The 13,149-nt window shown below is 45.0% G+C and carries 8 protein-coding genes; all 8 read right to left on the bottom strand.

Going from position 1 to position 13,149, the window contains the following annotated elements:
- Positions 1 to 7: 7 nt before the first annotated feature.
- A complete protein-coding gene (locus C7J97_RS12270; RefSeq protein ID WP_113993129.1) occupies positions 8 to 2,236 on the bottom strand; it encodes a DEAD/DEAH box helicase family protein in 2,229 nt (742 codons plus the stop codon).
- 13 nt (positions 2,237 to 2,249) lie between these two features.
- Positions 2,250 to 3,395: an aminotransferase class V-fold PLP-dependent enzyme gene (locus C7J97_RS12265; RefSeq protein WP_113993128.1), complete on the bottom strand. Its 1,146-nt coding sequence runs from the start codon at positions 3,393 to 3,395 to the stop codon at positions 2,250 to 2,252.
- A 21-nt stretch (positions 3,396 to 3,416) separates the two neighbouring features.
- Positions 3,417 to 7,031 (bottom strand): restriction endonuclease subunit S, encoded by a 3,615-nt coding sequence (locus tag C7J97_RS12260; RefSeq protein ID WP_113993127.1) that lies wholly within the window; start codon positions 7,029 to 7,031, stop codon positions 3,417 to 3,419.
- Between the two features lie 12 nt (positions 7,032 to 7,043).
- Positions 7,044 to 7,931, bottom strand: coding sequence for a DUF4007 family protein (locus C7J97_RS12255; protein ID WP_113993126.1), 888 nt, complete (start codon positions 7,929 to 7,931; stop codon positions 7,044 to 7,046).
- Between the two features lie 19 nt (positions 7,932 to 7,950).
- Positions 7,951 to 9,666, bottom strand: coding sequence for a phosphoadenosine phosphosulfate reductase domain-containing protein (locus C7J97_RS12250; protein WP_113993125.1), 1,716 nt, complete (start codon positions 9,664 to 9,666; stop codon positions 7,951 to 7,953).
- 35 nt (positions 9,667 to 9,701) lie between these two features.
- Entirely contained in the window at positions 9,702 to 10,859 is a 1,158-nt protein-coding gene (locus C7J97_RS12245; RefSeq protein WP_207657572.1) for a sigma-70 family RNA polymerase sigma factor, read from the bottom strand.
- Between the two features lie 401 nt (positions 10,860 to 11,260).
- Positions 11,261 to 12,646 (bottom strand): relaxase/mobilization nuclease domain-containing protein, encoded by a 1,386-nt coding sequence (locus tag C7J97_RS12240; protein WP_113993148.1) that lies wholly within the window; start codon positions 12,644 to 12,646, stop codon positions 11,261 to 11,263.
- A 160-nt stretch (positions 12,647 to 12,806) separates the two neighbouring features.
- Entirely contained in the window at positions 12,807 to 13,082 is a 276-nt protein-coding gene (locus tag C7J97_RS12235; RefSeq protein ID WP_113993123.1) for a hypothetical protein, read from the bottom strand.
- Positions 13,083 to 13,149: the final 67 nt, after the last annotated feature.

Genomic DNA, 13,149 nt, shown 5'->3' with positions numbered 1-13,149 from the left:
ACTAAACTCAGTCACTAGACTTTATTTCTTTTGCAAACTCAGCTTCAACCCCAACATCTTCGATGGTTTCAATATGGTAGACTTCCTGAATGTCCCAGATCAATGTCTGGGCATCCATTCCGTTCAGCGCCTGCGCTGCAAATTCCTGCATTCTTGCGCATTCATTCTTCACAAGCGAAACATCCCGATTTGCTTGTTCAATCGTTAACCCCGGTACTTCATCCAATGGTCTTGGAAGCGTCACAAAATCATAGATTTCCGCATAACTTTTTCCCGGAGCTTTTCTTAAAACACGACCTCTGCGTTGGATATACTCTTTCGGATTCGTTGTGCTAGCGAGGATAAATGCCGTTTTGATTCCGGGAATATTAACACCCTCGTCCAGACACTTTATCGCAACAATTGCCTGAAGTTTGCCATCATCCTGAAATTTTTCCTTGATAGTAGTTCGTTCCTCTATGCTTTCGCGTGACGTAAAGCGAGCCACTCGCATTCCCAATTCATTACCGAGCATATGAGTAACGGCATCAATTTGTTTGATGTCTCCACTATCAACATCCGAATCGTCAGATTTTTCATCAAGTATATTGGTCGCACCACAGTAAACCAAAATGTTATTTTGATTTTTATATGGCTCTATCTGTTTTCGCAATTCTGAAATCTTTGCGATTGCTCCCGCAACTACTCGTGACCGCTTGATTGCCAGCATCTCACCATAAGAATCTAATTTGGCATTGCCGCTTCGACCTTGAATGATGTGCTTTGCCATTTCCGAAGAAATCTCCGAATATTTTTCCAACTCGTCATCAGAAAGATATACGACTACGGGATAATATTTGTACGGAGTCAGCTTCCCATCTCTAATAGCTTGTTCCAGCGTATAATCAATGCACTTTTTTCCAAAAAAGTTATACAAAGCTGCCGTGCCTTCTTCATCTCGATGGCGATCCATCGTTGCGGACAGAGCCAATCGATATGTAAAGCGATCATCAAGGAGCTTTCGGATTCTCTGTGCGCCAAAATTATGTGCTTCGTCAACCATTAGGAGTATTGGAGCTTTGATTTTATCTATCTGTTCTTGCACAAAAGCACTAGAGAATGTTGCATTGGTACAAACAAGACAGAAAAAACTTTTCTTTGGTATCATGCGCTGATCTCGAATGGCCTTTTCGAGTCTCTTTTTCCAATCTTTTTGAGAGGATGAACTATACCCTATGATAGGCTTAATATTGAATTTGACAATATCTTCGACCCATTGTTCTACAAGGTGCTGGTATGGGCAGACGATAATTGTTGCAAGGCAATCGTTCAAATCTTGCGATAACTTTGCGACAGCTGCCAGACCGCTGATTGTTTTGCCAGCACCCGTACACATAGAGAATATTCCACGATAATTTGAGCCAGCCCATGCAGCAACGGCAGCTTGCTGATAGTCTCTCAACTGTATTTCTTCGGGCATCCGTGCGCCAATCGGATTTTCAGTGGCAACTCTTGTGGCAGACTTCTTATCTTTTTTGAACTGTTCTTCATCCAACCGGAAGCTCACAGGAGCCTGTCTTTGAAACTTCTTTATCAGTGCTTGCGTTATTTCCGGGGCAGCAATGACCTTTATTCCGCACTCCTTATCGTTCCAAATAGAATCAAAAGCCTTCTTCTTTAGTGCAACCTGATCTCGTTCATAATCACTTTTCCAACCGCAAAAGACATCAATTGTTTCATAGTTTACTTCCATGGCGGTTGCGGATTCATTCATTGAGCCAGAGAACGCTATCGTATTTCCGGATGAATCTTCCATAAGACCCATCTTTTCATGGTACATTCCAATACCGCCATTTTTTTCGGTATAGGCAATTTTTATATCAAGAATATCATCTTCTATCAGCTTCGTAAGAAGATTCAGTCGTTCTAATGTATAATAGTCGTCTGATACATCTTCCTCACGAATTTGTCTTAAAATCGCTTCCTTGATATAAGTTTCCCTGTTCTGATAGCCCTGCTGTATGGCTTTCATATCTTCTTCCGAAAGATATGGAGATGCTACGATTTCGATTTTTCCGCCGTGACTAGCCATTTTGCAAATACCCTTTGAAATTTCTGCCAGTGCGGAAGAAGAAAAGAACCCCACAGCTCTCTTATAGCAGATTGCATCGCCAAGGATAGGAAGATAAAAATCCTGAACAACATTATCAATCAGGGATCGATATTCACTTTTTATATTATGGTCAGGAAAGGACATGATGTGATCTCCTTCAGATGGCTTGTTCGATATAATCGAGAGCCTCGACTAAGGCTTTGTAATCATCTTCGCTTGTAAAATACCCTACGCTGAACCGAATCGTGCCAGCCGGGTAGGTGCCCAAGAACTTATGCGCAAGCGGCGCACAGTGCAGACCTGTCCGCACAGATACCCCCTGTTTGCTTAAAAGGTTGCCTGCAATGTCACTGCTGATTCCTTCAAACAGGCAGGAAACGATGCCCACATACTGCTGCTCAGGAGAATTGCCAACGACAGTAATAAAATCGTACTGTGATAGAATATCCAGCAGCTTTTTACGATTTTGTTGTTCATGCTCGAATATTATCTGCAATCCGATTTCTTGACTCCACTGCAACGCTGCGTTCAGCCCTGCAATACCGGCAATGTTGGATGTGCCCATCTCATATCTTTCGGGCAAGCTGTCTGGCATATCCTGATTGGCAGAGTCATATCCTGTTCCGCCAAATAGCACTGCCGGCAGCTGAATTTCTGGCTTCATCACGAATCCAGAGATTCCGGTCGGGCCATACAGTGTTTTGTGCCCAGCAAACACTGCAAAATCGAATGTAGTTCGGCCAACATCGCAATCTACCAGTCCAGCGGTCTGTGACATATCGAGGACAGTGTAGCTGCCGTACTTTTTAGCCAATTCAAAGATTTCAGCAACAGGCGCAATCAAGCCAATCACATTGCTGGCATGACTGACAACAACAACATCCGGCTTGCAATCATCAAACTGATACCGTATTTTTTCGAGATCATATCGAAAATCGGATGTCACAGCGAGTTGTGTCACATTGATTTCGCCTGTGTTTTCAAAATAATGCAGTGTCCTTGTTACAGCATTATGTTCAAAAGGGCTGATATAGAAATTCTTCTTTCCCATCCTGCACAGTCCCTGAAGGATAATATTTAGCGCAATCGTTGCTGTCGGAGTAAATACGACCTGCTTTGCCGGACAGTGCAAAAGTTCCTGAAGGCGCATTCTTGTGTCCGCAACGAGCGCACCAGCAGATTTAGCAATGCCATAATCACCGCGCCCAACATTGCCGCCACACTTGCGATAGAACTCATCCATGAAAGAGTAGACCCTATCTGGCTTTGGGTATGTTGTTGCAGCGTTATCAAAGTAAGCCATACTTATTCTCTCCTTTAGGGATTAGCACAGTTCTCTCAGAACATCCATGAGAATCTGACGCTTTTCCTGTTCAGAAACAGCCTGTCCCATACCAGTGATTGCTGTCTCAATCATATTATAAAGCAGCTTTCCGCGGCTGCTGGTTTCAACCTTATCAAAACGCTTTGTCACAGCACGTCCAGTTTCATCCTCATAGGTCAGCTGGTAGCCATTAACTGCCTCCGCTGCATCCGTTTCGGCTTCGGCATGGAACCCTTCAGCCGTTGCCTTATAGCGTTTGACATTTTCCAGTGCTTCCGCCTGCGTATCTGCATCCCAATCGCTTAGATTCAGGTCTGTTGCCAGTTTTGCCAATCTCAGTGTAAGGGCGTGTTCGCTTAAACTTTCATCTGCAAAGAAAAGCTGGAGCATTCTGTCCGTTCCATCTGCAAAAAGCTGATTGCGAATCGTCGAATCAAGCTGTCCTGCCCATTCGGAAACCACACTCGGCAGAGATTTCTTCTCCATCATCGCATCATCCTGTTCAGAGCCAAAGAGTTTCTTCACCTCTTTGCAGAATGTGGACTCCAACTGCCCAAGAATCTGATCGTAGAAGAACTTGATTTCAGCAACGGCATCTGCGATTTCTACATTGCAGTCGGCTTGTCCCGTGATGAGAATGGGGAGCCGTTCAAACAAGAGCGTGTGTGTACCGATGTTCTGCTTCAGCATACGGAGGAATTGACGCTTTACCTTATCGATTTGCTGTCCATCTGGCGAATGCTTGGACTCCTTTGCATATTTGGGCAGTTCCATATACCATCTGTGCATCGCAGATACGACATATCCATAACCCGCTGCCGTTTTTTCCGCTTCGATAACATAATCCTTGAACACATTTGCCAGTGCTTCGACATACTTGTCTTTTTCGCCATTCCAATCCAGACACTGCAATGTGAAATCCTGCGGAGCCGCTTCAATCTGGAGCAGGGTATCGTTGTTCAGAGGAACCTGCGAGAAGCGATCATAGATTATAATTTCTTTCTTGTATTCGTGGAATACCGCCGCGACATAAATGGGGACAAGTCCCTTTCTCAATCCGATATAGCACTTAGCGGTAGTCAACCGTTCATACAGGTCTGAAAAACTCATTTTTTGAGTTCGTGCTTCCTGTACGAAGCCTTCGATCTCACCCATCAGCTTCGACATGAGATAATCTTTAGGGTGCAGGTTGATTCTGGGTACGCCATTCTCGGTTTCTAACACACCAGTTCGGATCAGCGTACTCCGAAGAATCGACACTTCCTGACCGGAACCAGCCAAGCCGAGATTAGGCTCTAATTCCGAGCGCAGCAGACCGATGACAATTTTACTGCGGCTATTCAGAGAATTCGCGGTCAGATGATTCTTGTTTACTGCCTCATTGATGATAACAGGGGTATTGAAGTAAAGACTGCCGCAAATCGTAGACAGCAAATCGGTCAATGCAGCCTTACGGACGATCTGCTTTTCCTCGCCCTTGTAGATATAGGTGGCTGCTCTTTTCTCTGGGTGAGTATAATCGCTGATATAGTGGTTGATGATTTCACGGAGATCTTCGTAAATCACCTCATATTCATCAAAAAGAACCTTGTCAGATGCCGCCAGTTCCTTCAGCGTTTCCACTGCTTTGTATTCCCGAACAGTAAAGTCAATCGGAACAAATTTGCGAGGAACAATAAATACACAATTCGAGCAGTATCTGCTGGTTTGCTTGATAATGTCTGCGATTCGACCGATTGCTTCCCTGCTGTGGGGGATGACCGCATATACGATGCCATCTGCTTCAGTATTCAGCTGCTTTGCCTGCCAGTTGACATCTTCCGTGATCTCCGATTCATCAATGAATGTAAAGTCAAAGTATCGGGTGACTTCTTTTTCATCGTTGTAGCGAAGCGGATAAATGCAGCTGTCAAAGTTCGATGCATTCAGAACCTTTTTGACAACAGTGCTGCTTTGCTGAGATGCGATCGTATCCTTGATTTTGGCTTCAATATCCACCCCAGAGCTTTCCTTCAGCTGGAGGTAGTCATTGCTGCGCTTGAGGTAGATGACATACTCGTCATCGATCAAATTATTTAATGCCCGCTCGATTTCAGGAACAGGATACTGGATGGAGTAAATTCCAATCAATTCATTTTTTGTCGGAGTGAGCTTTTCAAACTGCTCCAGCATATAAATCAGGGATAGGGTCTTTACAATTTTTTCCTCTAGCGAGCCATCGTCGAGTTGATTCAGGATAACGCTGGTCAGAAAGTAAATATCATGCAGGGTTCCGTTTGCGATTTCCTTCTTGAACAGTGGCTCAAAGTAATCATAAATCTGATCCGGCGTAACTACTTCAAACGAAGTATCATCGTACTGCTTTAAGAACGAAGGCAGCGTTGCCGACCCATTCGAGGACAAAAAGGTAAAGAGGGTACGCTCATTCTGGGCTACACGCTCAGACAATCTCGGCAGAACAAACGTAGACACCGGATGAAGCGGATAGCAGGCTTGAACTGTACGTTCAATATCTTCAGCCTGCATATCTGCAAAAATTCGATGCGTTGCATATCGTTTTGCTAATTCAGCGAACTCTTTCTGATGGTTCTCTTTGAACTGATTCCATAAATCAGCTTTTTTCTGAATGACCGTTGCGATAATTTCGTATGTCTGCGTAAAGTTGTTGTTTAGATGAACATGAGTGAACCGCTCAGAAACACCGCGCCAGCCATCGACTTTTTGCTTTGGCAGTCGGTCAATATAATTGGCAATTTCCTTGTGGGAAATCAGCATAAGGTGCATCTGACTTGTGCCACTACGATTACACTTTTCTGCGAAATCCTGAAGCATCTTTGTGTCGCTGACAGATGCCTCCGAGATATTGGCTTCAAGGTACTTGCTGAACTCATCATATATGACATATACACCCGTATAACCGAGAGGCTTCAGTGCCTGAACCACGCTCTCATACAGTTGTACAACATCAAATCCAACAAAAGGATTAAATGTGCTGCCTGCTGTCAAGCTAGGATAAATGCGTTCAAACGCCTCATACGCTTTGATGTCATAATCTTCCAAGCGAGAGATAAACGAAGGCAAGGTATCAGAAATTTTATCCTTGAACTGCTGATAGGTATCAGGAAAATCTTTTTTCCAGCGTTCAATAACAGAAATAGCCGCCTTATAATTCGTTTCCGGCATGATGTCCAGCAGATCATTTTCCTTTAATGTCTGCTGAAGTGCCAAAAGAAAAGCCTGCGTGAGGCTTGTGTTGCTGCCAGTAATGATAACGGGCAGCAGCTTGTTGTTGCTCTCATAATAGTTCTGGATGAGTCGATTCAGCTTGTCACGCTTCTGGACTGCCGGCATCAGCTTTTCAAAGAGGCGCAGATCTCGCTTCATCAGAAGGGCGAGAATCGTCAAAACAATATGAGATTTTCCCTTGCCATACGCGCCAATCAGAACGCGCGACCGATCTGTAGATGTTGGCAGAGTACTCTGTAAAATATCCTCCATCAGCTGGAGTGCAGACTGTGTAGGAATATAGCTTTTTAATTTATCGTCTGCGTGAAGGTCATAGGCAATATTTACGGAATACTGAAAACCTTCCGCTACCGAAATCATTTCACTCATTAAACTTTCCCCTTAATCAATTTTGGAAATGCACTCGTAGTATTTATCTACACATTCTGTAAAAGAGTAACACTGCTCAAGACGGATAACATCAAGACCTGCGGTGCGAATGATCTTGACCAATCTCATTTTTTCGACCCGATGAAGTGCATCCAACATAGTAATCGCATCCAGATTGAATGTTTTACCAATGTTGCTTTTTGCGGTAAGCAGCTCATTCAGACCAATTTCAGTTCGTCCCTCTGCTTGATCGCACATAACGGCCATCAAGACCCACGGATGGAGGGTTTCTGGCATTGAAATAGACTTCCGATAGGTTTTCTTGCTTTTATCCAAAATATCCACAAGTCCAAGTTCACCCAGCGGACAGTCGATATTGTTTTCAGGATTAACTCGTGTCGGGCTTGTCTTATAGCGCGGAAGATAGGTGTTGAGGATGCAGGCAAAATCATCTGACATAGAGCGAATGGCAACAGATTCGCCATTCATGGACACATAATTCTGCAAAGCAGAAACGAAATCCTCCTTTGTAAATTCAGACATATTGAATTCGTTGAAGAAGAAATACCATGCAGTTGCGTCCTCTTGATTTTTGGAAAGCATATAGTGCAAAAGATACAGCGTACCGTATTCTTCCATGTAACGGTCGTTCTTGTAAACCTGTGTTCCGAAATCCGTGAACTTCTGAATTCTTTTTTTGTTTTGAATCGCTTCTTCCGTAAGATTTGTTGCTACAAGCCAGTAGCGGAGAGCCTTTACCATGTTAGAGCCGATGCCAAGAACATCCATCGGATTCTCATCTTTTGCAACAAAGACATCTGGTTTCGTCTGGACAGCTTTCATTCCTTTGCTCAACCATCCTTTTCGGATGAAAAAGGTATCATGTGCTCTAAATTTCATGGCTAAAATTCCCGCCTTATCATTTTGTTTTCAAATATTTGTTCATCATACATCCGCCATCTAGGTATTTAGGGGTTACGCACATTTTGCAATGAACGCATTTGGCAGGATTGATGTAATAGTAATCTCCGATGATTGAAATCGCTCCGGCTCTGCAAAGCGATTCGCATTTCAGGCATTTTCGGCAAGCATTAAACTTGCGAATCTGATAACCAACCATCCGTTGCAGGTCATCGTGGTCTGCAACATTCATTGTACGCACTTTTACCGCATACTCATATCCATCATGCGTAAAGGGTTGAATCGAAAGGATGGGGACATTCGTTCGCACATCCAGAACGATAGTTTCATTCAGAAGTTTCTGACCGAGTTCAGGTGCCACCCGACCGAAAGGAACGAACATCCCAATCAGTTCGTCATCATAGGGGCGAACAAGTCGATAAATCTTCGCATGATCCTCTGCTGTGCAATTCGTGAATTTAATCTTCACATCACCGGCAGTTGCCAGACCGTTGCCGCCCTGACGCGCCTTCCACTTGCCAGAGTCAACGTATTCCTCGGCATCCGGCTTTCCAATTTTCTTTGCAAAGCGAACCAAAAATTCTCGCCATGCCTTTGATTTCTCCGGCATATAGATTCTGGACAAGAACTGTGCGCGTTGATTGTTGTTCGGGCAGCACCAGCATCCCACACGGTCATAGCCCAAGCGGTATGCGTAATTGAAATCTATCTTTTTGCTCAAAATGTACAGCCAAATATCAATATCTTTCCAGAAGAAGATGGGAGATGCAACCGTCTGTTTTTGGATTTTAACAGACTCCGCATCATCCTCGATACGATTATACTTGCTGCGGCTGACAGATTCTGCTTTGCGGATACCATAAAAAGTCAAAATCTGCTCATTACGGAACAGACTGTTTAGTGTCCGCGTAATAGGCCCTGTTTTGAACATTGAGCAGCACCAGCGCATCATCCGGGCGGGTGGCCCAATGTCCTCGCAGACATCTATAAAGTTTTGCTCCTCATTTTTTGCCACCATAAAAATGGCATGAGGATGATTATGGCGATAGCGTTCAGCATATTCGCCAGTCGTAGGAAATTCCAACGTCGTGTTGCCGAAAATATGAACAATACTGGATGTCCCCAGTGCGTTGATTGCCAAATCTGCCGTGACGGTGGAATCCTTTCCTCCAGAAAAGGACACGACCAGCCGTTCCTCATCAAATTTGGAAGCAGCATTTCGCACGAACTCAGATGCTTCATCAACAAGATAATTCAAGCGGTTTCTGTTTGCTTCACAGAACCGTTCTGCGTAAACATTGAAGTATTCGTAGCTGTTTTCGCCTTTATATTCTTCCAACTGCTTTGAAAGCTCGTCTGTGTCTGCTTTTTCAAAGAACTTTGCGGGAAGTGCCACGCGCTTACCATCAATATAATAGCTGCTGTTCGCTGCCCAGACAGACTTCTGCATATACTCATAGGGCTTTTTTCCCAGCAAAAGCTCCAGCAACAGACGTTCCTCCGGGAATACAGGACGCAGATCGGCAGACAAATACTTCGTCTTGTGACCGCAAAGCGGGCAAAGTCCCTTATCCGCTTGCGTGGTTGTATTGATAACTGGCACTTTACATTCTGGGCACCAGTACACCTCAACAGGAATATCTTCAACCGTCTTGCTACCGCAGATCGGGCAGATTGGGTCATTCGTTTCGATGTTGCAGTTCTTGCACCACATCTAAATTCTCACTTTCATTTTAAATCCGCAAAAGATTACAGGTTTTCTTCAAGTATCCTAAGAGTCTTTTTTGTGTTGAGTTTGCGCAGAGCTTTCGCTTCGATTTGCCGGATTCTCTCACGGGTAACTGAATACTTCTGACCTACTTCTTCGAGAGTAAAAGGGTTATCATCAAGTAGACCATACCGTAAAATCATAACATCCTTTTCGCGTGGTGTTAGCGTTTCCAACGCTTTATTTAAGGCTTTAGTCTGCTCATGCTGCTTCAAATCAGCGGAAATTTGCTCTAGGGCAGAGGTTGTAGTTGGTTCTTCCTCGTTCTCAGCTAATTCTGAAAGAGAAATTTCGCTCATAGACATCCGAATCATCTCCTGAATATCTGGAAACGATATGTCTGGAAATGTTTCCTTTATTTTTTCCTTTTCGTATTTGCAGCACGGGAGATCATTGCACCCGACACAACCATCTTTTTTCAACTGCAAATAGACAGGTGTCCACCGCTCTTTAACGTGGACGGGATAGTACACTTCCTTACATGGCAAGGGCATCTCACGATTGATGACCTGCATCATGTAGTATGAGATGAACGAACCGATGGAGCCGTCTGTATCTGGATCATATTTATCAACCGCAGTCACTAGCCCAATGCAGGCGAGAGAAAACGCGTCCTCGAATTGTATGCCATATCTTTCGACAAACGACACTGCAACGCGCACAGCAAAACGAAGGTGCATTTCAATAACACGTTGGCGCGCATACGAATTTCCATCTACGACCTGATATTTTAGTGTGTCAAATTCTCCTCGTTGCGGCGGAAGTATGGATTTTATTGAGTCAATAATGCCTTGAGATTCCGGGGATAAAGCGATTGCTTTCTTGTATGTTTCTTCATAATCGCTTTGAGCGTAATCATAAGTTTCTGCTGCGCTTGTGCTGACCGTGTCTTTTATAGCGGGAGCCTCATCATATACCAAGACACCCTTTGACACCAACGCCGAGGAAAGCCAGTCGATGTCCATTAGCGAAAGATCGTCACCCTCATCAAGGATGTCATCGGTCAAAACATATCCTTGCCTCTGTGCCAGAGCTATTAAATTGGAAAGTGCGGTATCTCTGCTCATTGTGTTATCCAATCCAACATTCCGTAAACGAGCAGCACTATACCTGAAATCTGCGGCAATCCGATCAGACACATACCATTCTGCCCATGAAAAGTAATGTTTGCTTGTGAATTTATAATTTATTTCGTCAGATGTGTTCTGTTAATCAATTGTTATTGTACACTTTTCCATATATAAAATCAATGTGCTACTGCCACAAATCTTTAGCACCACCTTTGTGGCAGTGCGTGTTGACACGATACGGTCTGTGTATAAAGGAAGCACTCTAAAAGGGTGCGTAGCGTGTGCAAGCAGGGCGTTCGTATATACAAACGCCATTTTTGCGTTGCAAAATGCTTGTTGGGGTAGTCCCAAACCCTTTGTGTACTGCATCCGCTGGATGCAGGCTGCGCATTTGTACCAAATGCTTCTATAACGAAAAAGGCCACCGAGGACTCTCCCCAAAAGTAGGAGCAATCCTCGGTGGCCTCTGTTTATCGGGTCTGCACTTTTTCCTCGGTAGCCTTTTCTTCGGCGAAAAACATCTCTACATTCTTCTGTGCTTTCATCAGTTCCTGCATCTCGTCCCGTGCCTTGCGGTAGGCTGGATAAGCGGCTTTCTTCTGAGAAAACAGCGTGGAGTATTCCGTGTTCAGTTCCTTTACCTTTGGCAGCTTTTTCAGTCCAGATTCATCAAAAGCGGCTTTTGCCGCCCGGTGCAGTGTGATCTGCTCCCGATGTTCTTCCAGAAACCTTTTGCTGTATCCAGTTTTGCGGTAAGCATCGTACACGGGTCGGGTTTTGGCATAGTTGACGATGTGTGCCCGCAGGACAGCAATCTCTGCCATGCGATGCTCTGCGGCCTTGATGGAATCGCCTAACGCATGATATCGAGCAGCTACCGCATTCACTCTCTCTTGCATTTCCTCGATGCTGCCAATTTTGTTTTCCTGCAAGAAGATCAGTGTCTTGGACATTTCTTTCAGATTGTAGCGTTTCGCCCAACGTGCATAGCCTTCGCCCTTGCCCTCAGAGAGTTTTGCTTGAATGTCCACTAACAGGTGGAACGGCTGCTCTTTCGGCGGCTGCTTCTGATGTGGACGGTGTTCTGCTTCTCCGGCGATGACCGCCTTGATTTCATCTTCGCTATACCCTGTACCCAGTGTCCGAAAACGAATAAAGCGTTTCTGCCGGGTGCCTTTGACGGAAGTGTGCTTTTCTCGTTTGACCTCGTAGCTCTGCTGTTCCAGCTTTTGAAGAAAGACTTCAAAGTCCGCAGGCTTCTCGTTCAACAGGATGTTGTCGATTACGGCACACAGCTTATCCCGATTACTTTCTCTGGGTGGATAAAGGGTGCGCTTCTGCCGCTCCCGGTACGGCTTGATTTCAATAACGGACAACTGATGTTCCAGACAAATCAAATCGCTCAGCCGCTGTACCGCAAGCCCGGACAGCAAAAAATCCCGGAATTTCCGGGTGCTGTCCAGCGCAGTAGAGTTGTAAATGATGTGATTATGAATGTGTTCTCGGTCGGTATGGGTCGCAACGATAAAGGCATACTTGCCTTTTGTAAACCGCATGGCAAGCTCATAACCGACCTTGTTGGCTTCTTCGGCGGTGATCTCTCCGGGTTTGAACGATTGCCGAATCTGGTAGGCGATCACATCACTTTTCTGCCTGCGCCCGGTCATCAGTTCATATTGGCGTTTGGAGAGCATAAATTCTTCATCGACCGTCAAGGGACTGCATTCGTAACTGCTGACCAGTTCGCCCTGCTGCGTCTTATTCGGGTTTTGTGCGTAATCCGTGCGGCTTTTCAGGCAGGCCGCAACGGATTTTCCCTTGTTTTTGTGCAGTGCAATCAATCGGGTTGCTGCCAGTTCTACCACCTCCCGGCAAAAAGAAAATGCCGCACAATGGCGGCATGATGATATATTGTTTACCGCAAAATCGAAAGAAATAAATAAGTTTTGCGGTTTCAAATCGCAAAACTTATAAAATCGATGCGGGAATACGGGCGATATGCAGAAACTTTGCCCGTCACAGTTCTGCAATCCAGCCGCTGAACCATTCCACGGCTTCCACAATGAGCGTTCCAGCAGTGATGAGCAGGAAACAACCGAACTCTGCTGCCAACAGGATCAAGAATTGCGTCCACTCCCGGCAGTACAGCGTATAAAGCCCACAGCCGAAAATATACATCATCGGCAGCGCAAGGATGAAAGCGGACAGATTCAGCGTCCACCGCAGCATCAAAGCCAGAAATGCACTCACCAGCACCAGAGGGAGCAGAAGAACTTTTACCACGAACCTCATGATTGACACCGCCTTTCTGTGTTCAGTATATAGAAGATTCTGCGCACTGTCAACGATGCCAGATAGT

This window comes from Faecalibacterium prausnitzii (assembly GCF_003324185.1).
Taxonomy (GTDB): domain Bacteria; phylum Bacillota; class Clostridia; order Oscillospirales; family Ruminococcaceae; genus Faecalibacterium; species Faecalibacterium prausnitzii.
Note: the sequence above shows the minus strand (reverse complement) of the source record. Positions and strands in the feature narration are given on the sequence as shown.